The organism is Streptomyces smyrnaeus (assembly GCF_017676345.1).
Classification (GTDB): domain Bacteria; phylum Actinomycetota; class Actinomycetes; order Streptomycetales; family Streptomycetaceae; genus Streptomyces; species Streptomyces smyrnaeus.
Genome location: NZ_JAFFZM010000013.1, coordinates 184,831 through 207,136 on the forward strand (window position 1 = coordinate 184,831; position 22,306 = coordinate 207,136).

Annotated in this window: 19 protein-coding genes and 1 pseudogene; 8 read left to right on the plus strand and 12 right to left on the minus strand. The window is 70.2% G+C overall.

The window, feature by feature from the left end; translation table 11 throughout:
- Positions 1 to 501 precede the first annotated feature (501 nt).
- Positions 502 to 1,980, plus strand: coding sequence for an MFS transporter (locus JW613_RS21840; protein WP_209212534.1), 1,479 nt, complete (start codon positions 502 to 504; stop codon positions 1,978 to 1,980).
- Between the two features lie 298 nt (positions 1,981 to 2,278).
- On the opposite strand, the pseudogene JW613_RS36870 reads toward JW613_RS21840, so the two are convergent.
- From JW613_RS36870 to JW613_RS21860, 3 genes and pseudogenes are all read right to left on the minus strand, one after another.
- A pseudogene (locus JW613_RS36870) lies at positions 2,279 to 2,958 on the minus strand (DUF4158 domain-containing protein); the annotation flags it as partial.
- A 60-nt stretch (positions 2,959 to 3,018) separates the two neighbouring features.
- Positions 3,019 to 3,777 (minus strand): SDR family NAD(P)-dependent oxidoreductase, encoded by a 759-nt coding sequence (locus JW613_RS21855; RefSeq protein ID WP_209212536.1) that lies wholly within the window; start codon positions 3,775 to 3,777, stop codon positions 3,019 to 3,021.
- A complete protein-coding gene (locus JW613_RS21860) occupies positions 3,774 to 4,091 on the minus strand; it encodes a hypothetical protein (RefSeq protein WP_209212537.1) in 318 nt (105 codons plus the stop codon). The genes JW613_RS21855 and JW613_RS21860 overlap by 4 nt, the downstream gene beginning before the upstream one ends.
- A gap of 94 nt (positions 4,092 to 4,185) precedes the next feature.
- Here JW613_RS21860 and JW613_RS21865 point away from each other — a divergent pair, with 94 nt between their 5' ends.
- Both JW613_RS21865 and JW613_RS21870 read left to right on the plus strand, forming a co-directional pair.
- Positions 4,186 to 5,043: a LysR family transcriptional regulator gene (locus JW613_RS21865; protein ID WP_209212538.1), complete on the plus strand. Its 858-nt coding sequence runs from the start codon at positions 4,186 to 4,188 to the stop codon at positions 5,041 to 5,043.
- Between the two features lie 642 nt (positions 5,044 to 5,685).
- Positions 5,686 to 6,132, plus strand: a complete 447-nt coding sequence (locus JW613_RS21870; RefSeq protein WP_209212539.1) for a YndA family protein — start codon at positions 5,686 to 5,688, stop codon at positions 6,130 to 6,132.
- Between the two features lie 282 nt (positions 6,133 to 6,414).
- Here JW613_RS21870 and JW613_RS21875 read toward each other — a convergent pair whose 3' ends face one another.
- Positions 6,415 to 6,960, minus strand: coding sequence for a dihydrofolate reductase family protein (locus JW613_RS21875; RefSeq protein WP_209212540.1), 546 nt, complete (start codon positions 6,958 to 6,960; stop codon positions 6,415 to 6,417).
- Between the two features lie 463 nt (positions 6,961 to 7,423).
- Between JW613_RS21875 and JW613_RS21880 the strand changes: the two genes are divergently transcribed.
- Both JW613_RS21880 and JW613_RS21885 read left to right on the plus strand, forming a co-directional pair.
- Positions 7,424 to 8,200 (plus strand): heavy metal-responsive transcriptional regulator, encoded by a 777-nt coding sequence (locus JW613_RS21880; RefSeq protein WP_209212541.1) that lies wholly within the window; start codon positions 7,424 to 7,426, stop codon positions 8,198 to 8,200.
- Positions 8,201 to 8,651: 451 nt separating this feature from the next.
- Positions 8,652 to 9,617 (plus strand): bile acid:sodium symporter, encoded by a 966-nt coding sequence (locus JW613_RS21885; protein ID WP_209212596.1) that lies wholly within the window; start codon positions 8,652 to 8,654, stop codon positions 9,615 to 9,617.
- 1,055 nt (positions 9,618 to 10,672) lie between these two features.
- Here the strand turns inward: JW613_RS21885 and JW613_RS21890 are convergent.
- Positions 10,673 to 11,563: a LysR family transcriptional regulator gene (locus JW613_RS21890; protein ID WP_209212542.1), complete on the minus strand. Its 891-nt coding sequence runs from the start codon at positions 11,561 to 11,563 to the stop codon at positions 10,673 to 10,675.
- Positions 11,564 to 11,641: 78 nt separating this feature from the next.
- Between JW613_RS21890 and JW613_RS21895 the strand changes: the two genes are divergently transcribed.
- Complete coding sequence (locus JW613_RS21895; protein ID WP_209212543.1) at positions 11,642 to 12,637, plus strand: EamA family transporter; 996 nt, start codon at positions 11,642 to 11,644, stop codon at positions 12,635 to 12,637.
- The gene (locus tag JW613_RS21900) at positions 12,634 to 13,308 is read left to right on the plus strand and encodes an NAD(P)-dependent oxidoreductase (RefSeq protein ID WP_245226075.1); all 675 of its coding nucleotides are present in this window, start codon (positions 12,634 to 12,636) and stop codon (positions 13,306 to 13,308) included. The genes JW613_RS21895 and JW613_RS21900 overlap by 4 nt, the downstream gene beginning before the upstream one ends.
- A gap of 758 nt (positions 13,309 to 14,066) precedes the next feature.
- Here JW613_RS21900 and JW613_RS21905 read toward each other — a convergent pair.
- The 5 genes from JW613_RS21905 to JW613_RS21925 all read right to left on the minus strand — a co-directional run bounded on the left by JW613_RS21905 (position 14,067) and on the right by JW613_RS21925 (position 16,980).
- A complete protein-coding gene (locus tag JW613_RS21905; protein ID WP_209212544.1) occupies positions 14,067 to 14,660 on the minus strand; it encodes a TIGR03086 family metal-binding protein in 594 nt (197 codons plus the stop codon).
- A 29-nt stretch (positions 14,661 to 14,689) separates the two neighbouring features.
- The gene (locus JW613_RS21910) at positions 14,690 to 15,181 is read right to left on the minus strand and encodes an SRPBCC family protein (RefSeq protein ID WP_209212545.1); all 492 of its coding nucleotides are present in this window, start codon (positions 15,179 to 15,181) and stop codon (positions 14,690 to 14,692) included.
- Complete coding sequence (locus JW613_RS21915) at positions 15,178 to 15,594, minus strand: ArsR/SmtB family transcription factor (protein WP_209212546.1); 417 nt, start codon at positions 15,592 to 15,594, stop codon at positions 15,178 to 15,180. Before JW613_RS21915 ends, JW613_RS21910 begins: the two co-directional genes overlap by 4 nt.
- Positions 15,595 to 15,598: 4 nt before the next feature.
- A complete protein-coding gene (locus JW613_RS21920; protein ID WP_209212547.1) occupies positions 15,599 to 15,985 on the minus strand; it encodes a VOC family protein in 387 nt (128 codons plus the stop codon).
- Positions 15,986 to 16,194: 209 nt separating this feature from the next.
- A complete protein-coding gene (locus JW613_RS21925) occupies positions 16,195 to 16,980 on the minus strand; it encodes an alpha/beta fold hydrolase (RefSeq protein WP_209212548.1) in 786 nt (261 codons plus the stop codon).
- A 130-nt stretch (positions 16,981 to 17,110) separates the two neighbouring features.
- Between JW613_RS21925 and JW613_RS21930 the strand changes: the two genes are divergently transcribed.
- Complete coding sequence (locus tag JW613_RS21930; RefSeq protein ID WP_209212549.1) at positions 17,111 to 17,788, plus strand: TetR/AcrR family transcriptional regulator; 678 nt, start codon at positions 17,111 to 17,113, stop codon at positions 17,786 to 17,788.
- A gap of 1,152 nt (positions 17,789 to 18,940) precedes the next feature.
- On the opposite strand, the gene JW613_RS21935 is transcribed toward JW613_RS21930, so the two are convergent.
- Positions 18,941 to 21,442 carry an FtsX-like permease family protein gene (locus JW613_RS21935; RefSeq protein WP_209212550.1) on the minus strand — a complete coding sequence of 834 codons (2,502 nt, stop codon included), beginning with the start codon at positions 21,440 to 21,442 and terminating at the stop codon, positions 18,941 to 18,943.
- Positions 21,436 to 22,200: an ABC transporter ATP-binding protein gene (locus JW613_RS21940; RefSeq protein ID WP_209212551.1), complete on the minus strand. Its 765-nt coding sequence runs from the start codon at positions 22,198 to 22,200 to the stop codon at positions 21,436 to 21,438. Before JW613_RS21940 ends, JW613_RS21935 begins: the two co-directional genes overlap by 7 nt.
- Positions 22,201 to 22,306: the final 106 nt, after the last annotated feature.

Genomic DNA, 22,306 nt, shown 5'->3' on the forward strand with positions numbered 1-22,306 from the left:
TAATGACAGAGCGGAGAGCGGGGTTACTGCTGAGTGAGAACGGGTTCTGCGAACCAGAACGACGCTCCGCAGCCGCCGGGTCATCACGTTCGATCTCGCTCGGGCAAGGACTGTGTCTGGCAGCGGGGCTTGGCGCCATGCGTAATCGATCCGTCCCGGGGCGGGCCTGCTACTGGTGTACGGCGGGGTCCGGGCGTGTCGTACGCTGGGTGGGTTCCTGCGCCGAGGTGTCGGTGGCAGTGACCGGAATCCTGTTTCTTCTGCGTGATCTTGAGGTGGCGACCTATCAACCGGGCCATGTAGCCGTCCGTGTCCCCGCGTGTTGTTTTGTCGCACGTGTCCGGGGGCGGACGTAGCGCGGGTCTGAGTTGCGTCACCTTTTCCGCAGTTTTCTGTCTTTCCCGGGTGCAGCTCTGCCGTGTGCCCCGGGTTTCGCGTTTCCGGCCCGGGTGCGGCTGCCGGTAGGGCTCCCCGGTTCCGTTGGAACAGGAGTCCCCTCTCGTGTCTTTCTCCGCGCTCGACAACGAGCCGCAGCACACCACCCCATCTCCATGCCACTCCGCACCTGGCCTGTCGAAGATGGGCTTGGCCGCCTGGATCGCCCTCTTGGTGCTGCTGGGCGCCGAGCTCATGGACATGATCGACCAGTCGGTCGTCCTGACCGCCCTGCCCGCGATCCAGGAGTCGACCGGCGCCGGACCGGCCGCGGTGCAGTGGCTGACGACCGCCTACTCACTGCCCATCGCCGTCGGGCTGATCACCGGCGGTCGCCTCGGCGACCTCTACGGTCGGCGAAAGATCCTGCTCATCGGCACCGTCATCTTCACCTCGGCCTCGCTGCTGTGCGGCCTCGCCGCCGGGCCGGGAGTGCTGATCGGGGCCCGCGCCCTCCAGGGTGTGGGAGCGGCCATCATGATTCCGCAGATCCTGGCCACCCTCCACATCACCTTCGAGGGACAGAACCGCAGCAAGGTGTTCGCCCTGTACGGGGCCATCATGTCGCTCGCCAACGTCCTGGGCCCGGTGATGGGCGGCCTGCTGACCGAGGCGGACCTGTCCGGGCTGTCCTGGCGGCCGGTCTTCCTGGTCAACGTGCCCGTCGGGCTCGCCGTGCTTCTCTTGGGACGCAGGTTCATCCCCGAATCGACCGCCCGGAAGGCCGACCAACCCGACGTGACCGGCATGCTGCTGTCCGCACTGGCCATCATCCTGACCGTCTTCCCCCTCACCGAGGGACACCTGCACCACTGGCCCCTGTGGTGCTTCGCCCTGCTCGCCGCAGGTCTGCTCACCCTGGGCGCCTTCCTGCGCCATCAGCGGCGCAAGCAGGACAACGCCCCGCTCGTGGCCCTGTCCCTCTTCCGGGGCCGGCAGTTCTCCGGCGGCATGGCCGCGCAGCTCATGCACGGCCTGCTGTGCGGGCTGTTCTTCATGACCTGGACCCTCTACCTCCAGCGCGGTCTGGGCATGAGCCCCCTCCACGCGGCCCTGGCCTTCGTGCTGCTCTCCCTCGGCGAGCTGGTCGGCGCGACGATCGCGGTGAAGAGCGCTGGGCGCTTCGCCCGTCGCCTTCCCCAGACCGGAGCCCTCATCACCCTCGCCGCGGTGGCCGCCTACGGTCTCCAGATCGACACGGGCCAAGCGGGCCTGACCCTGACGGCGATGACGGCCCCGGTGACACTGATCGGCTTCGGCCTCGGCATGGTCGGCGGCCCGCTCGCCGACATGTCACTGGCCAAGGTCCCGCACGAGGACGCCGGCTCGGCCTCGGGGCTGTTCAACACCGTCATGCACCTGGGCATCGCCCTCGGCACCGCGCTGACCGCCCTGGTGTTCTTCGCCACCACCGACGGCTCGCCCGATGCCGGACTCAACCGCGACGCCTTCGTCACCGTGCTGTGGTGGGACGGCGGCCTCCTCGCCCTGATGTGGACCCTGATGTTCTGCCTGCCCAAGCAGGCGAACACCCCGGCTGACTGAGCCACCCCAGTAGGTCGGCCCAGGCACCCTTCGGGGGCCTGGGCCGACAGCCGTCCTCGTCCTCGCCGTCTTCGGCGGCATCGGAGTCCCGGAAGGGGCGCAGGGCCCCGACCCGGAGGCTGGAGGCGATGTTGAACAGGCAGCGGCCCCGGAAGTTGGTGTGACAGCGTCCAGGCGGCCATAACTCACGAGATCAACGGCTCAGGAACGGACTCCGACCGGCCTCGGCGCCCGTACGCTCCAGGGGCCCCGGCGGGGAGCGTGACGGCTCCCGCCCGGGCTCCCGGCCCACTTCCTCCTCCAGCGCCCGCCACAGCGCCGCCACGCCCAGGTCGGCGCCGTGCTCCTCGACCGCCGCCAGCCGGTTCGGCGGCACCTTCTCCACTCTCACCCTCTCCAGGCGGAAGGCGGAGATCTCATCGACCCGCTCCAGGGCGTTCGCCATCCCGGTGCCCGTCGTCGCGGCGGCGGTCGGCGCAGCCACTCCAGCTCCAAGGTCAGCCGCCCCTCCGGCACTTCCAGCAGCGCCACCAGGTCCCCGGGCAGCGCCGGGTCCGCGCGGCGGGCGGCCCTGGCCAGCGTCGCGTACAGCCGCTTGTCGGCGACCGCGCGCACCTCCGCCACCTGCCGCGCCCAGCACGCTCACGCCCGGCAGCAGCACCCGGTTCCTCCGCAGCCACCCGGTTCCGCCGCAGCCACCCGGGTCGCCTGGTTGAACAGCGCCTGCGGCCCCTCCGCATGCGTCCAGGCCCGCCCGTGCGGGAACGTACGGAACTTCGCGTGCTCGTACGCCGTCCTGGACCGCTCGGTGTACTGCTTCACGCACGAGGTGTCCTTCATCTCCAGAGGCTCGGCCAGGTACTCCACCACCGGCCACGGCACATCCAGCGGGTCTTCCAGGAACAGCCCCAAATACCGCACCGTGCACATCTGGAGCGCGAACCCCAGCCGACTCCAATCCGCAGATCTCTCTGATAGCGGCAGCGGTGGCGGTGGGGGCGGGCAGCGGCCCGCCCCCGCCGCCGTCCGTGCCCCCGCTCAAGCCCGGCGGCCGCCGTCGACCGACAGGGCGGTACCGGTGACGTAGGAGGCGTCCGGCGAGCACAGCCACACAGCCGCGGCTGCAACCTCCTCGGACTCCGCCAGCCTGCGCAGCGGGGTCACGGCCGCCTGCCGCTCGGCCATCTGCGCACCGGCCGAAGCAACGACACCATCGAACATGGCGGTCTTCGTCAGCGCCGGGCACAGCGCGTTGACTCGGATGTTGTCCGGCCCGTGGTCCATGGCGGCCGCCTTGGACAGGCCGACGACGCCGTGCTTGCTGGCCACATACGCCGGGGCGCCGGGGATCGCGTACAGGCCGCCGTTGGAGGCGACGTTGACGATCGCCCCGCCGCCGTGTTGCTTCATCACGGGCAGTTCGTACTTCATGCACAGCCATGTGCCGATCAGGTTGACTCGCAGTACGCGCTCCCACTCCTGGACCGACATCTCCGTCAGGTCACGGTCATATGAGGGAATTCCCGCGTTGTTCACCGCGAAGTCGAGCCCGCCGAACGTTGCCATGACCTGAGCCACGGCCCGCTGCACGGACTGTTCATCGCCGATGTCGACGGCCACGGCCTCAGCCCGGCCGCCCTCCTTCACGATCAGCTCCACGGTCTGACGAGCGCTGTACTCGTCCAGGTCGAGTACAGCGACCGCGGCCCCGCGCCGGGCGAACTCGAGCGCGGCGGCGCGCCCGATTCCGCTTCCGGCGCCGGTGACCAGACCGGTCTTGCCGGCGTAGCTGCTCACGCCAGCGGCTCGTGGTTGACCCAGATCGCCTTGTACGGGTGGCGGCTCTGCCAGCGTTTGATGAGGTCGGCTGCCCCGGGCATGGTGAAGGTCGCGTTCAGGGCGTCGAGGTCGGTCAGGCCCAGTTGCAGGACGGCGCTGGCGACGGCCAGCGGGGCGTGATCGTCGCCCGGGACGCGGATGTGGTGCCGGGCCGTGAACGACTCGACCAGGCCGGAGCCCATCACCAGCTCCTCGAACTCCTTGAGGTACTGGTCCAGCTCACTCGCGGGAATCGGATCGTCGAACGCCACGATCATCGTGTGGTGAATCATGCCCCCAGCGAACAGGCATATTTCACCCCCGTCCAAGATCCATCCGTTCTCGTTCCATGCCTGGCAGGAATCGAGCGAGCGGTAGTCTCGCGGCATGGCCGAGCTGGAGACCCGCGAGCTGGAGTACTTCGTCGCCGTGGCCGAGGAACTGCACTTCGGCCACGCCGCAACCCGCCTGGCGATCGCCCAGCCGGCCCTGTCCAAAGCGATCCGGCGCCTGGAAGCCCGGCTCGGAGTGCGGCTGCTGGAACGCTCCAGCAGAAGCGTCACCCTCACCCCCGCCGGTCAAGCACTCCTGCACCACGGCCGGCACGCCCTCAACGCCGTCAGCGCGGCTGCCGAGAAGACCCGCCGGGCCGCCGAACAGCAAGCCCGCCTGCGCCTGGTGATCAAACCCGGCGGCGATGCGAACCTGCTGTCCGGCATCCTGGCCGCCTACGCCGGCCGGCCCGACGCCCGCCAGGTGGACATCCTCTTCGGCGGCGCCACCGACCGCGCCGATCACGTCCGCGACGGCCGCGCCGATGTCGCCCTGCTGTACGCACCGTTCGACGACATGACCGGCCTGGACCACGAAACCCTGACGGTCGAAGGAAGGGTGGCGATCCTGCCGCCCGACCACCGGCTCGCCACTCGTCCACAGGTCACGCTCGCCGACCTCGCCCAGGAGACACTGCCACGCTGGAAAGGCGTGCGCTGGACCGGAGCACCCGAGGCCGAGCACGGGCCGCAGGTCACGGACGCAGCCGAAGCCCTGCACCTGATCAGACTGGGACGCACCATCGCCGTACTGCCCCGCTCACTGGCCCGGCCCATGCACCCCGACCTCGTCTACCGACCCGTCACCGACGCCCCCACCAGCGCACTCGTCCTCGCATGGGCACAGGACGACCGCCGCCCCCTGGTCGCCTCCTTCGTCGCCGCCGCCGTAGAGGCGGCAGGGAGGACTTGAGGATGCGGATGATTCCGCACGACCTGCGGTGCAGTGGCGCAACAACACGAAGGCGGTGCGACGCAGCCGACGAGACCTCGGCATGGACGACCGAGCGGAACGGTGTCGGGCATGGTGCTCTGCCGGCGTTGTCGACCAAGCAGCAAAACATGGGGGAACCGACCGCAGAGTCCGTGAGCGCCGCGGTGATGAATGCTCCGGGCTCCGATCTGTGGGCGCCTCCCTCGGCCACACCGCCGGGTCGACGCCTGGGCGAGGCGCGGACGCGCCCGGACCCACGAGCCTGGTTTCGACGTATTCGTGGCCCGCGTTCTGGCCGCGCACTGTCTGCTTCCGAGAGGGCGTGGCCCGGGCGCACACCGAGACCGAGCACCAGGCCCAACACCCAGATCCGCGACACCTCGGCGCCTACCGCGCCCGCCAGCCCGGAGCACCACGGACCCAGCGATCCAGAGGGCTTCCGCCCGGCAACTCCGGGCGTAGCCCGGGAACCCCAACCGTCGCCACCAGCACCCGGAGCGGGGCCCAGAACGCAGAATTCAGCGGATGGAAGATGGCTCAATATCCTCTTCACTAAGTGCGAACATGCGCGCTACGTATACGGACGAGTCGGAATGACACCCGGACACGACGGGAGGACAAGTGAAACTACCCAATCGGCGTTTAACGTCAAGCATCGCGGTACTGGCAGTTGCGATTCCGCTTTCCTCTGCTCAGACCGTTCATGCCGCGCCTGCGGGGCCGGGTGATGCGCAGGCCGTTCACGCCGCCCCGCCGGGGCCGGGCGAGTGGGATGACCTCGGAACGCACGGTGTCTACTACCAGAGCAGATACAGGACGAAAGCGGTGAAGTCGGGTGGCGGTGACTTCAAAGCTTGCATCACGACGACGAGCACCGATTCCGAGTTCTACGATCTTCTTGAGCAGGACTCGGACCCTATACGTGCAAAGAGAGTCTCACAAGTTCGGGGAGCCGGCTGTTGGATATTCCGCAACATCGGGGCGTACGTCGACGGAGACAATAACCGCGCCGAATTCTTCATCGGGACCATAGACGGTGGGATGAAGCGCGTCCACTATTGGGATTGATCTGACAGCAGGAAGCGCATCGGCTCGTCCCACTCGACAAACAGCGGGTGACTGCTGCCGCGTCAGGTCGACGACCCGTTCAAGCACCGGCCTGCGACGCGCGGGAAGCTGCCGGAGGCGCCCAAGTGGTAGGCGGCCAGTTGTAGGCGGCCACGGCTGCGGCGTCGACCCAGGCGAGGGTGCCGGCTATGACGTCTGCCGGTGTGGATCGCCCATGAAAGGGATGGCAGGGGGAGACAGCCCACCGGCCGTGCTCCGACAGTTCTGTGGCAGCCGCCGCGCTCAAGCATCCGTCTTGCGCACGTGGAAGCGCAGCATGGTGACCCCGCCCGACTGGACGTTGCTGAACGGTTCCAGGTCGATCCGGTCGAGGCCCGGCGGCGCGAAGCGGACGCCGTCGCCGAGCAGCACCGGTAGCACGTACACCAGGATCTCGTCGACGAGGCCGCGCTGCAGGCACTGGGCGGCCACGTCGGCGCCGAGGATCTCCAGGTTCTTGTCGCCGGCGGCGTGGCGTGCCGTGGCCACGGCTTCCTCGATGCCGCAGGTGAGGAAGGTGACGTTGGGGTCCGGCTCGTCGGGCGGGCGGTGGGTGAGGACGAACTGCGCCCCGCCGTCGTAGTCGGTGTTCTCGTCGGACATGCGCTTGCCGACCTCGTACGTGCCCCGGCCGATGAGCATGGCGCCCGTGGCCGCCATGACCTCCGGGAACGTCGCCGACGTCATGTGCTCGAAGATCCAGTCCATCGTGTGGCCGGGACCGGCGATGAACCCGTCGAGGGACATCACCCTGTTCACGACCACTTTGCCGGTGCTCGCATCCGTCATGCGTCTTCTCCAAGCAGGTGGAGGGCCGGGTTCGCATCATAGGTCGGTGAGCAGGCCTCCGAGGACCGGGACTTCCGCTTCGCGGCACTTCTGACCTTGCAGGACCAAAACGTCATGGGACGCGCTCACGTCGAATCTTCCCCAGCAGCCGGAAGACGTACCGGTGAGCGCTGCGGTGATGAATGCTCCGGGCTCCGATCTGTGGGCGCCTCCCTCAGCCACACCGCCGGGTCGACGCCTGGGTGAGGCGCGGATGCGCCCGGACCCACGAGCCTGGCTTCGACGTGATCGTGGCTTTCTCCTGGCGGCGTACTCTCTGGGCGGGCCGGTCAGAAGCGCGCGAGTTCATGGAATCCAGGAGGGGTCCTCGGGCGAACACCTACGCAGGTGCGCGATCCGGTGCTGATCAGGTGCGGGCTCCGGCTTGACCTTCGAGTCGGGTCGAAGGTTTACGGTCCGCGGTGTGACCACTTACCGCATTTCGCAGCTGGCCGAGCGCTCCGGCGTGCCGGCCACGACGCTGCGCTTCTACGAGGATGCCGGGCTACTGCCCGCCGACCGCACGCCGTCCGGGTATCGCGTGTACGGCGAGGACGCGGTGGAGCGTCTCGCCTTCATCTCCTCGGCGAAGCTCTTGGGCTTGGCACTGGAGGAGATCCGCGAGCTCCTCGACGTCCGCGAGGACGGAGTGTGCGCGTCGGTCCGGGCGCGGATGCTGCCGTTGGTCGCGGGCCGGATCGCGGAGACCCACGGCCGGATCGCCGAGTTGCGCGCGTTCTTAGCTCACCTGGCCGCCGTCCACGCCGACCTGTCGAGCCCAGCGCCCGCAGGGGCGTGCGGGCCGGGCTGCGGCTGCACCATGACCAGCCCGTCGCCGACGGCCGGGCCCGTGCCGATCACGCTGTCTCCCGCGCGTTCGGGCCCGGCCGCCGAGGTGTGGCGGGACACGCCGGTGGCCTGCAGGCTGGGCGGCGCCGAGCTGGGCGAGCGCACAGAGCAGTGGCAGCAGCTGGTCGGCAAGGCCGAACAGCGCGAGGAGATCGACGACGGCGTGCGCCTGTCCTTCCCTGCCGGCGCCGAACTCGCCGGTGAGGTCGCCGCCCTCGCCGCGGCCGAGCAGGGCTGCTGCGCGTTCTTCGACTTCCGTCTGCACCTGACCCCGACCGCTCTCCGGCTGGAGGTGCGGGCGCCCGAGTCCGCCGCCGGGATGCTGGCCGACCTTTTCGCAGCGACCGCATGACCGTTCCGCCCCGTGCCGCCTCCCGTCCTTCGCGGCCCTGGAGTGCCCTCGGCGCTGGCGCGGCCGTGATCGCCGCCTGCGCGATGTGCTGCGCGGGCCCGCTGCCGGCCGTCCTCGGCGGCACCGGCATCACCTCCGCGATCGGCGCGCTGTGGATGCCCGCCCTGGCAGTACCGGCCGTGGCCGCCGGACTGGGCGTACTCGTCGTCCGGCGCCGACGCCGGACAGCGGGCTGCCGGACTTCCCCGGCACCAGCCGACCTCGGCATGCCGACTGCCGGTCCGCGCCCGGGGCGGACGCCCACGCGTCCGACCGCTGAGCCGGGAGTCGTGCTCAGGCCGGGCACGGCGGCCTGTGAGGATGAACGGGCGCGGTCGCCGCGGGGCGGCCGGCACCGAAAGAAGGAGCAGTTCGGGTGTCGCAGCAGGGACCGCAGGTCCTGGTCGAGCGGATGGAACGCCACCAGGTCGCGATCTACCTGGCGGCGATGGCCGCCGGTGGACTGCTGGGCTGGGTGGCCCCCGGCTTCGGACCCGCGCTGGAGCACGCGATCAACCCGGTGCTCGGGGCGCTGCTGTTCGTCACCTTCCTCCAGGTCCCTGCCGCCGAGCTCGTCCGCTCGCTGCGAGACGGCCGGTTCCTGTCCGCCGCGGTCGTGGTGAACTTCGTGGTCGTGCCGCTGGTGGTCGCCGCGATGTTCGCGTCCCTGCCCGCCGACCAGGCGGTCCGGCTCGGCGTGCTGCTGGTGCTGCTGTGCCCGTGCGTCGACTACGTCATCGTCTTCTCCGGCCTGGCAGGCGGCTCCAGCCGCCGCCTGTTGGCCGCCACCCCGGTCCTCCTGGTCGCACAGATGCTGTTGCTGCCAGGGTTCCTGTACCTGTTCATGGGCTCGGAGCTCGCCGACATCGTCGAGGTCGGCCCGTTCGTCGAGGCGTTCGTCGTCCTCATCGTCGTCCCGCTCGCCCTCGCGTGGGCCCTGCAGGCGTGGGCCGGACGCCGACCCGCCGGGCAGAAGGTGTCCGACGGCGCGACCACCACGATGGTGCCGTTGATGGCCGCCACCCTGCTGGTCGTGGTGGCCTCCCAGGTCCCCAAGCTCGGCGGCAGCCTGGCCGACGTCGCCGCCGTCATCCCGTTCTACGTGGCGTTCCTCGTGGTGATGGCGTTCGCCGGCAAAGCCGTGGCCCGCCTGTTCCGCCTGGAAGCGCCCGCGGGCCGGGCGATCGTCTTCACCGGGGCGACCCGCAACTCCCTCGTCGTCCTGCCCCTGGCCCTGGCGCTGCCCGACGCCCTGGCCGTCGCCGCGGTGGTCGTGGTCACCCAGACCCTGGTCGAGGTGATCGGCATGGTCACCTACGTCCGGCTCGTGCCTCGCCTGGTGCCTGCGGGGCAACCGGCCGGGTCCGCCGCGCGCTGACCTCGTCACGGCGGTGCTCACCGGGGCAGCTCGCTGGTGCGCTCGGGGTGGGCGGCGGTGACGTAGCGCACGGCGGTCTGTTCGGTGATGCCGAAACAGGCGCATCAGCTGGTGCGGGTCGGCTTTCGGCCGCTTCGTCGAGGATGCGGTCCTGGCGCAGGCCGCTCAGCGTCAGCCCGCGGGGAAGAGCGCCGCTCAGAGTGCCGGTGCTGACCGCCGGGTGGTCGGGGTCGATGGCCCTCTTCTGGCTGACCAGCAGGCGGGGGTTGGACGACGTCGGCCAACGCCGGTGGCGGTAGGCCGTCCAGTCGCCGGCGAGTTGGTGGTGAGCTCCTCCGGGTGGAGGGCGTGCCGTAGCAGACCGCGCCGGACTTCGAGCGTGCCCCTTGAAGAGATCCAGACCCGTGGTGTGCAGGGTGGTCCGGATCTCCTTGCCGGGCAGCGCGTGAACGGCGGCGAGGGCCGCGACGAGGCGGCCGAGCAGTGTCGTCGCCTGTTCGAGGAGCCCATCAGGAGCTCGGAGGGGATCGACCTCGGGATGCCCTTGATGTCGCCGACCGGGAGGCCCCGGGCGGGGTTGCGGAAGATCACGCGTTCACGCTTCAGCGCGCGAAAGAAGCTGCGCAGCGCCGTGGCCAGCCCTCGGCGCCCGTGACCGGCTCCGGCAGCGCGGTGAGCGTCGCCTGATCGGCACGCAGGCGAGGCTCGGTGTGTCTCGCTTGCGGGATGGACTGACTGGTTGGGCATGTCGCAAGTCGGCATGCGATGCCAGGGTGTCTCTCGGGCCTGGTCAGAGATGCCCGCCGGACACCAGGGGAGGGGAGTGTGGGTTGTTGAATCGCCGTACTGACCTGGCGCACACCTCCCTAAGGTCGCCCTCGACCCGGCCTTGCCAAGCCGCTGCCTGGCTCCGTCACCGGATCGCCGGTCTCGAAGGCGACCTCGTCGTCGATGCCGCCCCACGGCACCTTTCGGGACTCCGGCACCGCTCCTGACTCCGCGGCCAGGCTCCAGGGCGCCGCGGCGTACTTCTCGATACCAGGGTCCAGAGTCGGCTACGCCTGCGATCCGGCCCCGAGGACATCGAGCAGCGCTCGGGTGGCCGGGCTGGGGTTGAAGCGGCTCCACGCCAGATACTCGATGCGGTGCGGCCCGTCGACCACCGGGACCAGCGCCAGTTCCGGGTCGTCGGCGGCCAGCGGTCGGATGAACGCGGACGGCAGCAATGCGATGCCGAGCCCACGCGCGATCAGCCGCGTTATCAGCTCGGCCACGCCTGCCTCGTACGCAACATCACGGGCCAGGCCCGCAGCGGCGAACGCCTGGTCGGACTGGGCCCGACCGGGTGACCCGTCCCTGAAGTCCACGAACGTCTCCTCGGCAACCTCGTGCAGCGTGACCTGGGAAGCGGACGCGAGCCGGTGCCCGGCCGGTACCACTAGTACGTGTTCGTCGTGATCGAGGACGATGGCTTCCACACCCTCTGGCCGTTGGCCCTCCGGCAGGCCGAGAAAGGCGATGTCCAGCTCTGCGTTCCGGATCGCCGCGGCCAGCTCGTCACTGCTTCCGGCGCGGAGGCTGACGCGGACGTCCGGGTGCCGGGCGTGGTACCGCTGCAGCAGTTCGGGGACGTCGATGGCAGCTGCGGTCCTGATCATGCCAACGGCGAGTCGGCCGCGCACCACACCGGCTGCTGCGGCGGCGTCGGCAACCGCCCGCTCCGCAGCGGCCAGGCACTCGCGGGCACCGACGAGGAAGGCCTCTCCGGCGCTGGTCAGCTCGGTACGACGGCTGGACCGGGCGAACAATCTGATCCCCAACTCCCGTTCGAGACCGGCGATCCGGTGGCTGAGGGAGGACTGCACTACACGGCAATGCTCGGCAGCGCGGGTGAAGTTGCGGGTTTCGGCGACGGCGACGACGTACCGCAGCTGCTGGAGATCCATACAGTCATCGTTGTCCTTCATAGCTTCTATCGCAACCATGCTTTGCCTACATGATCCCGTCACGCCGAGACTCCTCACATGAATGCCACGACCGAGCGGTCATCGAGCCCGCCACCGCCCTCGCACGCACAGCGGGCGGCGACCGTCGCGCTGACCGCGCTCGCCCCCGCAACCTGGGGCACCACATATGTGGTGACCACCGAACTGCTGCCGCCCGGGCACCCGTTGTTCGCCGGACTGATGCGCGCCCTGCCCGCCGGGCTGCTCGCACTGGCAATCACCCGGGTGCTCCCGCACGGAGACTGGTGGTGGAGGGCCGCCCTCCTCGGCGTGCTCAACATCGGCGGGCTCCCTCTGTTGTTCCTGGCGGCCGAACGACTCCCCGGCGGTGTCGCAGCCACCCTCAGCGCTGTCCAGCCGCTGCTGGTCGCCGGCTTGGCTGTCGCGGTACTCCGCGACCGACCGACCGCCTGGCGCCTGGCCTGGGGCGTGTTGGGCGCGATCGGCGTCGGTCTCGTCGTGCTCGGTCCGGCGGCCCGCTTGGACGTCGTCGGGGTGCTCGCCGGTGTCGGGCATACGGCCACCATGGCCGGCGGGGTCGTCCTCACCAAGCGCTGGGGCCGCCCGGCGGGGGTCGGCCCACTGACACTGGCCGGCTGGCAACTGACGGCCGGCGGCCTGCTGCTGCTCCCGCTCACTCTCGCGATCGAGTGGGTGCCGCAGCGGATCGACGCCGGAGCTGTCGGCGGTTACCTGTGGCTCGGCAGCGTGGGCGGACTGATCGCGTACGCACTGTGGTTCCGCGGGATCGGAAAGCTGCCGGTCGGCGCGTCCGCCCCGCTGGTGCTGCTGTCCCCCTTGGTCGCAACCGCCTTCGGTATCGCGCTGGGCGAGTCGCTGAGTCTGCTGCAGACCCTTGGTTTCGTCCTCGCCCTGGCAGCCATGCTCGCCGCCCAGCTCGATGCCCCGAGCCTGACGAGCCGCCTCGCACGCAGCCGGCCCGCAGCAGATCCCATCCGATCCTCAGTAGATCCCATACGAGAAGAACCGATCCAGAAGGAGCAGATTCGATGAGAACGAATATGACCATCGCCGTGCTCGGCGCCACCGGGATGGTCGGCAGCCGGGTGATCACCGAGGCCGGTACCCGCGGACACCGGGTGCTTGCCCTGTCCCGGAAGCCGGCGAGCGACGACCCGAACGTGACGCCGATCGCGGTCGATGTGAACAACTCGCACGCCGTACGCGAGGCGCTCGCAGGCTCCGCCTCGCACAGTGCCGCGGACGCGGTCGTGTTGACCGTGCGGACCTTCCCGGTCGACCAGGAGTTCCTGGTCGGGGCCACCCGTACGGTGCTGAGCATCGCCGCAGAGCTCGGCATCCGGACCCTCGTGGTTGGCGGCGCAGGCGCACTGCGCAGCCCCGGCGACCACGAGCGGCTGGTCGCCGACAACCCCGCCTATGTCCCGGCCGGGTTCAAGACCATCGCCGCCGCCGGGGTGGCGCAGTTGCGGACCTGCCAGGCCCATGCCGGTGGCGACTGGGTCTACCTGAGCCCGCCGGCTGTGCTCGAGCCCGGCGAACGTACCGGCCGCTACCTGCGCGGCACCGACACCTTGCTCACCGGCCCCGACGGTCGATCGTGGATCAGCGCCGAAGACCTGGCCGTCGCCGTACTCGACGAACTCGAAGACCCCGACCCCCAGCAGCATCTCATCACTGTTGTCCACCGCGACGAACAATGACCCTCATGTGAAAGAGCCGGCGGCACGCCTCACCGCCTGACACTCCTCTGCTCCCGCCAAGCCGCCGTCACCGTCGTGACCGGCAACGCCTTCACCGGACGGGCGGCGGCCGGTACGTGGAACGACACCGCGAACGTCCGGCCGCCACCTGCCGGTTCGCTGGGGCCGGTGCCGGACCGGACCCCTCCCTCCCCGACTCCCGAACGTATGAACCGTGGCCCGAACAGACCCTTCCCCTCCCGTCCTTCCCGGCGCACCCGTGCTCGGCGGTGTGGGCGTGGCCACGCGTGCTGCCGTGGTGCTTCACCAGAGACGGGTCGGCGCCGGAGTCTTCTGCGGGGTCCTGCGCGGGGCGGGGGAGCGCTTCGTGAGTGGTGGGAGTCGAGTGGTTCTTCCTGCACGGCGGCTTCGGCTGGAGATCAGCGGTGGTATCCAGGCCGAGCAGTGTGGACCGGCCGGGGTGCATGGTGACCGCCGTATGGGCGTTGCCTCCGTTCCGGTGCGCGTCGGGGTGGTTGTCGTACGTCAGCGTGCGATTGGTGCCGTTGTGGCCGGCGAAGACCTGGAGCCGGTCGTCGAGCGGGATCCCGACCGTTTCGGCCAGGGCTTCGTGCACTGCTTGGCCGGGTGTGTCGGGTTGTTCGGTGTCGGTCCGCAACGCGTCGGTGCGGACGAAGGGGGCGTGGCGGTTTATTTTCGCGGGCCAGTCAGCGCCCGTCAGAACCGCACTGCTGTGCATGCGGGTGGGTGCGGCAGCTTCAGGGGTGCCGCCCGGTGAAGCAGAGGAACGCGGTCTGCGCGTCGGCGCCTTCGGGTGCCGGGAGGCTCGGGTCGAAGGCCCCGGTGGACAGCAGCGCCGCGTGGTGCGGGAGCAGCGCCTGGTGGGTGCGGGTGACGGCGTCGTGGTCGAGTATTTCGTCGCCACCGGTGGCTCGGGCCAGGTCCCAGGTGTGGCCCAGCAGTTCCAGGGAGCCGATCACCTCGACGGCCACTTCCACGGGCACCGGTCCGAGTGGTCCGCCGGGCAGGGGGCGGCCGGCCTGCTGGGGATCGCGGAGCATCGCGGTCATGGCGTCGCGGCAGGCGAGGAACGCTGCCGCCAGGTCGGCGCCCGGTTCCACGGCGGGCGCCTCGGCCATGGGTGAGACGCCGACGCCGTGCGCGGGGGAGGGGGGAGTGCCGTGGACAGCGGCGAGGATGCCGCGGTGTCCGTTGATGACGTGTGCGACGACATCGCGGGCCGTCCAGCCCCGGCATGGGCTGTGCGCGTCCCACCGGTCGTCGGGCGTGGCCCGGACGCGGGCCAGGAAGGCGTCGGCGAGGTGGGCGTAGTGGTCTGCTGTGTCGGACATCGGGTGTTCCTGTCTGTTCGCCGGGTGTGTCAGTGCGGGGCCGACTCGTCGAGGAAATCCGCCAGTCGGCGCTGGACCAGGGAGTTCCATCCGCCGCCCATCGCGTTGCGGGCCCGCTGCTGGAGCGGGTTGTCGGGGTCGAAGCCCTCGTGGAGAAGGAAGAGCCGGGTGCCGCGCCCTTCGGGCCGCAGGGTCCAGGTGACGGTCCAGTCGGCGCCGCTCGGGCTCGCGGGGTCCGCGTCGCGCCAGCCGACGCGCAGCATGCGCTCGGGCTCGAAGGCGAGCACCTCGGCCCGTACGGTGCCGGAGAACCCCGTGGCGGGTATGGGCCGGGTTTGCATGGTGTAGCGGTGGCCGACCTCGAGCCGGAAGTCGCAGGGCATGAGCCACTGCGCGATCAGGTCCGGTTCGGTCAGGGCCCGCCACACCTTGGTGGGTGGGTGGGACAGGAACTGGTCGACCCGCACGGTGCCCGGATCGTCGTCGGCCGTATTGCTGCTCGTCACCTCGTCGTCGGTCATGGCCTGTCGTCCCCACGGGTGTCGCCGTCCCCCTGCGCATCGCCGACACCACGGGTGTCGCCGTTCCCGGGCGGGTGCTCCCCGTCGGGAAGCGTGTCGAGCAGGTCGCGCAGGTTGCCGAGCTTCTCGCGCCAGAACCTCTCGAACGGGCTCAGCCACTCCTGCACGTCGTGCAGCGGGGCCGCCTCCAGCCGGTACAGCCGCTGCCGGCCCGATCTGGTCTCGCTGACCAGTCCGGCCTCCCGCAGCACCCGCAGGTGCTCGGAGAAGCTGGGGCGGGCCATGGCGAAGTGTGAGGCGAGCCGGGTGACCGGCTGCGGCCCCTGCTCCCGCAGCAGTTCCAGCACCTCGCGGCGCACCGGGCTGGCCAGCGCGGCGAAGACCTTCCCGTCCTCGGTGCCGGTGGTGCGCATCGGCTCAGGACCCGGACTTCGCCGGTGCGGGCGTCGGCTCGGCGAGCACGAAGCTGTTGCCGTCCGGGTCGGTGAGGGTGGCCTGGCGGCCCCACGGCAGCTCGTGCGGGCCCTCGACGGCGGCTCCGGCCCTGGCGAGTTCGGCGCAGTCGGTGTCCAGGTCGGAGGTCTCCAGGATGAGGCCGCTGACGCTGCCGGGAGTGAAGCCCTGTTCGGCGGAGGCGAGCGTGAAGCCGGTCTCGGCTCCGTGCGGTGCGACCTGGAGCCAGCGGACCGGTCCCATGCGCTGGTCGGCGAGCACCCGGAAGCCGAGCGCGTCGACGTAGAAGTCCCTGGCCCGCTCCTGGTCGGAGACGGGCAGGGTGACGGACTTGGCGTGCGTGATGTTCATGCCCTCCACCATACGTAGGAAAATTCCTACCTGTCACGCCCGCACTGCGGTGACGGGTGGTGGCGTGATCCGGTGCGGGTGCGGGTGCGGGTGCGGGTGCGGGTGCGGGTGCCGGTGGGGGTCCGGTTGTCGGAGTTGGCGGCTGGTCGTGGTCTGCCGCTGCCGGTGGTCGCAGTAAGCGCGTCGTCTGGTCGGCTCCTTGGGCGGTCTCAGTGCTGTGCGAGGAAGTCGGTGATGAGCTTCAGCCATTGCTGCGGGTTTTCGGCGAAGGGCAGGTGTCCGGTGGGCAGTTCGGCGATTTCGGCTGTGGGGATGCCAGTGGCGAGGTGGCGCTGCAGGGCGGGGGAGATGAGCGGGTCTGCGGTGGTGATGACGGCAAGGGTCGGCGCTGTGATGTGGGCGAGGTCGGTGCGTACGTCGATGCGGCGGACCAGGTCGAGGTGGGCTGCGGTGCCGGGCGGGATGTCGGATGCGAGTTGCTCGGCGGAGTCTCGGATCTGGGCGGGGGTGTGGGTGTTCAGGGTGTCCTCGCTGGGTGCCATCAGGTTCAGGTAGCCGGCCAGCAGGGTGTGCTGGCCGGACTCGTGGAGCTGCTGCCAGATGGAGGCGGCCAGGTCGGTGCGGGTGTCGGCGTGGGCGAAGGTGGCGCTGAGGATGAGTGCGGTGACCCGCTCGGGGTGGCGTGCGGCGAGGCGGATGGCGACGGGCCCGCCGAGCGAGTAGCCGCTGACCGCGAACGTCTCGAGCCCTTCGGCGTCTGCGGCGGCCACCATCTGATCCGCCAGCTCGTCCGCGTCCAGGGGTGTCCCGGACTGCGGCGTCTTGCCGGCGCCGGGGAAGTCGACTCCGACGACGGTGTGCTGTGCGGCCAGTCCGTCCAGGATCGGCCCGTAGTTGGCTTCGATCCCGCCGCCGGCGCCGTGGGCGAGGAGGAGGCCGGGGCCGGAGCCGCGAGTGGTGCGGGCGAGGCCGGTGAGCAGGGGTGCGGTGGTCATGGGTGGTCCCTTTCGAGGAAGCGGGCAGACGCGGTGGCGCGAACGCCTCTTTAGCGATCACTAAAGCGCGTTGCCCGGACGGTAGCAGAAAGCCTGTAGCGGTCGCTATAGCTGCGGTAGGGTGAGCTTCGTGAGCAGTGAGAAGAGCCCCGCGCATGCCAAACCCGGCCGGGCCCGGCGCGCTTTCGACCGCGACGAAGCCCTGACCGTCGCGCTCCATGAGTTTTGGACGCACGGATACGACACGACCTCGATCGCCTCCCTCACCAAGGCCATGGGCATCAACCCGCCGAGCCTGTACGCCGCCTTCGGTGACAAGAAGCAGCTGTTCGACGAGGCCGTCGGGCTGTACACGCGTAGCTACGCCGCAGGCCCGCCACAGGGCCCCGACGCCCGCACGGCCATCACCCGGATGCTCCGTCACCTCGCCGCCGACTACACCGACCCCCGCCACCCGCCGGGCTGCCTCATCATCACCGGAGCGACCAACTGCGCCCCCGGCTCACAGGACGTGAAGGACAAGCTGCGCGCCATGCGCGAGGAGTCCAAGGCGGCCATCGCCGCCTGCATCCGCACCGACCTCGACGCAGGACGCCTTCCGGCCGACACGGACACCGACGGCCTCGCAGCCTTCTACGCGGCGGTCATCCAAGGGATGAACCAACAGGCATGGGACGGAGCCGGACGCGAGACGCTGGATCGCATCGTCGACGCGGCCATGGCCGCGTGGCCGGTGGCGGCAAGCCCGTCGGACGCGACACCCCCGGCCTGCACGGGCCCGGCCGAAGGGCCCAAATCAGCGGCATGACCGCTTGTTGCCACACAAGCCACTGCGGATCTGCCCGTACGGCGCAGCCACGGTCACGTTGGCCGCGGCCCTCACTGCTTCGACAGGCTTCAGTACTGATGTCGTCGAGGTATCCACCGAACGTCACAGCCGGACCTTTTGTGCCAACACTCTGGACGACCTGGTGCAGACAGTGCGTGGCGCGCCCCTGCCGGGCGATCCGGACCGGTGGAGCAACCTGACCTTCACGGCAAAGGAAGCTCGGGCATATGTGCGGTCACCGTGCAACTCACGCCGGAGCGTGCAGACGTGCTCGTCACAGGCTCCGACCCCACCTGGGTCTACGGCGCTGACACTTAGATCCGCATCTTTTTGGAGGACGATGCGGTTGGCGGAAGCACTAAGCCCCGCAGCGAAGCGAATCGCAAGATGCGAAGCGCCGTGGACGGTGTTGTCCTGTGGACGTTCGCGATGGTGTACGCAGTGGTGTGGTACCCCGGCGGCCGTGCTGGCGCACCTCCAGGGGTGACAGGTTCTGCACGGGTCAACAGGCCGCGGCGACCGCCCGGTGCCTCGGGGCACGCGGATCTGCTCCAGCGCGGGTTCGCACTGCGGTGAGTCCCCGCGCTGACCGGCCGTGATCACGGATGATGTATGGGCTTCTGACCTTGCTCGACGGCGAGGTGCAGTTTGGTGGTGAACCGGCCGCGCGAGCGTTACGGTCCCACGACCCGTACCCGAAGGGCACGTCGCACCACGAAACACCGGTCCGGATCCGGGACCGTATGCCGTCGATCAGCTCCGCCGCGGCCGCACAGGCAGCCGTGCAGTCCTCGCCCCCTTCGGCAACAACGGCTCCAGCACCGCCCACTGCTCGTCCGTGCGATCTCGCCGCGCCATGAACCGTGATCATCCAACGTTCGAGATCCACTTTCGACACAGAACCTTGGAGCCACCGAGGCGGGAGGCGGCGGCGCAGCCGGTCGGCGAGGCAGCCGGAGGCGTGGGCCGTATCCTTCCTTTCCCTGTTGATAAGCGGAGTCGTCCCAAGCAGGTGAGGATGTGCTAGCGAGGCGGAGCAGGGGCAGGCGGTGGCCGGTTCTCGTCTGGTAGCGGGGCCGGAGCCGCGATGAGAAGGCCGCGGGGCTGCTCACTCCTTCAGATCATCACGGATCATCGGTCACCTGCCGTATCCATCGCCCGGCGCCGCAAAGCGGCGGTCACCGGCAAGACGGTCCCTGCCACCGCCAGCATGCCCGACACAGCCGCGATGGAGGCGATGAGTGCGTAGGGCACCGCGATCGGTGCTGTCCCGAACAGGGCGTGCAAAGCGCCTACCAAGCCGATGAGATTGACACCGAAGGCGAGCGCCGCGAGGGCTGTCCCGACTGCCGAGACCAGAAGCGATTCGGCGACGAAGAAGCGCAGAACCTGCCGGGGCGTGGCTCCGGCCAGGCGGAGGACGGCAAGATCGCTGCGGCGGTCCGCCGTGGCCATCAGCAGCGTGTTGAGGATGGCCAGGAAGCAGAAGAGCACGACGATGACCGCGGTGGAGCGCTGCCGGGTCTCGGTCAGCTGGCGGGCGTATGCGGCCTCGGCGGTGACCAGGTCGTCTCTGGTTGTCAGGTGCGCCCCGCTCCCTTCGACCACGGTGCGAACGGCCGTCAGCGCTCTTTCGCGGTCCGTGCCGGGGCTCAGCGCCAGATACCCGCGGCGGGCCAGTCCGTCGCGCGCGAACACACCGGTGTCAGCGAGGCTTTCGGGGAGGTAGGCGACGTCCCCGCCGGGTGGTGCCGCGTAGGTTGCCGCCACCTTCAGTGTGATGTGCCGGCCGTCCGCAAGGTGCACGGGGACCCGGTCGCCGACCTTCCTGCCCCACTGCTCGGCGACGACCATGCTGTTGTCACCGAAGTCTCCGAGTGATCCGTGCACCACCTTCAGCCGCATGGTCCGGCTCAGTGCGGCGGGTTCCAGGGCGAGTCCGTCGATCTCCTCAAGGCGATTGTCACCGTCCGGCAGATAGACGGTGGTGAGTACGGGCGCCGCCACCTGCACACCCTCGATACGGTCCACTCGTGCCGCCACGGCCGGGCTGATCCCCGGTGTACCGTCCGGCACCAGGGCGTAGGGGGCACTGATGGTGCCGCGCAGCCCGTGGTCGCGGGCCGCGCCCAGCGAGTTGGTCGCCGTCAGCAGGGACAGGGTGAGCCCGACGGTCAGCAGTACGGGCGCCGCGGTGGCCGCCGTGCGCCTGCGGGCCGCGAGTGTGCTCTGCCGCACCAGCATGGTGTGCGGCCCCGGCAGGCGGCGCAGGGGCCACATCAGCAATCGGACAAGCGGTCCCACCACGAGCGGGGCGAGCAGCGCGGTCGCCACCACGGGCACCATCAGGCAGACCACGTACGCGGTGGGGGACAGAGCCGTGCGGGGCGCCGCCAGTCCGATCCAGCAGGCGGTTCCAAGGCCACCGGCGATGCCCGCGACGCCGAGAACGGTGCGGCCGGGGGTCGTTGCGCTGTCGTCGACTGCCGCCTCCCGCAGCGCCTCCATGGGCTGTATCCGGGAGGCCCGGTGTGCTGCGGCCATCGCGCCGCCGAGCGCCACGAGCACACCCGTCAGGAACGCCGCTCCCAACGGTGCCATCATGCTCCATGACGCCGAGGCAGGGCCGACGTCGAACCACGGTGGCGCGATGTCCATCCTGATGAGCAGGCTGGTCAGCGGCCCGGTGGCGAGCAGCCCGAGCAGCGAGCCCAGTGCCGATGCGCAGCAGCCGACGAGGAGGGCCTCACCGTAGATCATGCGGCGCACCTGCCGTCCGACGGCGCCCACGGTGCGCAGCAGGGCGATTTCCCGTCGGCGCTGTACGACCGAGAAGGCGAAGGTCGACGCCACGACGAAGACCGCCGTTGTGCCCGCGACCGTGGCCATCACCGGCAGCAGCGTGACGGTGTTGTCCAGCGCTTCCCGGTCGTCCTTGGCAGCCGCGTCGGCGTGGTGCCGGGCACGGCCGGTGAGGAGTTGGACCGTATCGCCGGCTTCGTGCACCGCCGCGCGCACCCGCTCCGGCGGGCCGAGCGCGACCAGGGCGTCGATCCTCGGCGACAGTCTGGCGGTCTCGGTCGTGGTGAAGAAGATGGCGTCCTCCCAGTCCACGGGGGAGACGGTGCCGACGACCGTGTAGCTCTCGGGGCCGGCCGCGGTCAGTACCGAGACCCGCTCCCCGGTGTGCGCCCGCCCGGCGGCCACCACGATCTCCCGGTCGGTGCGTGGCGCACGGCCGTCCCGCAGGGTGTGGCCGCCGAACCGCGCCACCGGCCACGGGTGCCCGACCTGGTTCTTGGGGCCGCGTGCGAGTTGGGCGTAGAAGGTCCGGTCGACGATGGTGCGCCCCGTCCCGGCCAGCTTGTCCACCAGTGTGGGTGGTACCCCTTTGGCCTCAGTCAGTGATCGCACGCCGAGGTCGTGGTGGGCGGGGTCCCAGGACGGGTCGGAGGGCAGCACGACGTTCGGGGCGGTGGCGAACCGCTGTGGGGGTCGCTGCGGCGGCTGGAGCGCGGCCACCATCACCACACCCAGCGCGGCGAGTTGCGCGACCGCGAGGACCAGCGCGGCGATCGTGCCGAGGAACGACACCCAGCGGGCCCGCAGCGTGCCCAGGGCCACGCTCAGCATCGCGGAGCCGTCGCCACGGGCCCGGGGCGGCCCAGGTCGGACATGCGCGCGGCGACCGTCTGCGCGGTGGGGGAGTGCAACTCCCCGGCGAGAACGCCGTCGGTGAGGAACACCACCCGGTCGGCGAAGGCCGCGACTCGGGGGTCGTGCGTGACCATCACAACCGTCCCGACTCCCCGCTCGCGTGAGTCCACCAAGTCCCGCAAGAGCTCCAGCAGTTCATTACCCGTCGTGAGGTCCAGGGCTCCGGTGGGTTCGTCGGCGAAAAGCACGGCGGGCCTGGTGACCAGGGCGCGCGCCACGGCGACACGCTGCTGCTGGCCTCCGGAGAGGTGATCCGGCCGGCTGTGCGCCCGATCCGCGAGGCCGACTTGTGCCAGTGCCCGTCGCACCTCGTCGCGCCCCGGCCGTCTGCCCGAGAGCCGCAGGGGCAGCGCGACGTTCTGCTCAGCGGTAAGCGACGGCAGCAGGTTGTACGCCTGGAAGACGAAGCCGGTCGCTTCCCTGCGGAACGTGGTGCGCTTCGTCTCGCTCAGCGCCGACAGGTCGGTGCCGTCGAGGACGGCGCTACCGGAGGTGGCCCGGTCCAGACCTGCCGCGCACTGGAGCAGTGTCGACTTCCCCGACCCGGAGGGACCCATGATCGCTGTGAAACTTCCGCGGGGGAAGCTCATGCTGACCGGGCCGAGCGCGGTCACCGCCGTCTTCCCGGACCCGTACCGTCTGGTCAGTGCTTCAAGCCGCACCGCGTCATCCATGGATCGACCTTTCTGCGCACGCGTTCCCGCGTAGTCCTTGTGGGCCCCTCTCCTCTTCGCGCCCACTTGTGGACAGCATCCACATTTGGCGGGTCGCCCGTCGCCA

Excerpts from the sequence above, each read along its gene's own strand:
- JW613_RS21860 (WP_209212537.1), bottom strand. The coding sequence starts at position 4,091 with ATGATTCACCACACGATGATCGTGGCGTTCGACGATCCGATTCCCGCG.
- JW613_RS21865 (WP_209212538.1), top strand. The coding sequence starts at position 4,186 with ATGGCCGAGCTGGAGACCCGCGAGCTGGAGTACTTCGTCGCCGTGGCC.
- JW613_RS21875 (WP_209212540.1), bottom strand. The coding sequence starts at position 6,960 with ATGACGGATGCGAGCACCGGCAAAGTGGTCGTGAACAGGGTGATGTCC.
- JW613_RS21885 (WP_209212596.1), top strand. The coding sequence starts at position 8,652 with ATGGAACGCCACCAGGTCGCGATCTACCTGGCGGCGATGGCCGCCGGT.
- JW613_RS21890 (WP_209212542.1), bottom strand. The coding sequence starts at position 11,563 with ATGGATCTCCAGCAGCTGCGGTACGTCGTCGCCGTCGCCGAAACCCGC.
- JW613_RS21895 (WP_209212543.1), top strand. The coding sequence starts at position 11,642 with ATGAATGCCACGACCGAGCGGTCATCGAGCCCGCCACCGCCCTCGCAC.
- JW613_RS21900 (WP_245226075.1), top strand. The coding sequence starts at position 12,634 with ATGAGAACGAATATGACCATCGCCGTGCTCGGCGCCACCGGGATGGTC.
- JW613_RS21905 (WP_209212544.1), bottom strand. The coding sequence starts at position 14,660 with ATGTCCGACACAGCAGACCACTACGCCCACCTCGCCGACGCCTTCCTG.
- JW613_RS21910 (WP_209212545.1), bottom strand. The coding sequence starts at position 15,181 with ATGACCGACGACGAGGTGACGAGCAGCAATACGGCCGACGACGATCCG.
- JW613_RS21915 (WP_209212546.1), bottom strand. The coding sequence starts at position 15,594 with ATGCGCACCACCGGCACCGAGGACGGGAAGGTCTTCGCCGCGCTGGCC.
- JW613_RS21920 (WP_209212547.1), bottom strand. The coding sequence starts at position 15,985 with ATGAACATCACGCACGCCAAGTCCGTCACCCTGCCCGTCTCCGACCAG.
- JW613_RS21925 (WP_209212548.1), bottom strand. The coding sequence starts at position 16,980 with ATGACCACCGCACCCCTGCTCACCGGCCTCGCCCGCACCACTCGCGGC.
- JW613_RS21935 (WP_209212550.1), bottom strand. The coding sequence starts at position 21,442 with ATGCTGAGCGTGGCCCTGGGCACGCTGCGGGCCCGCTGGGTGTCGTTC.
- JW613_RS21940 (WP_209212551.1), bottom strand. The coding sequence starts at position 22,200 with ATGGATGACGCGGTGCGGCTTGAAGCACTGACCAGACGGTACGGGTCC.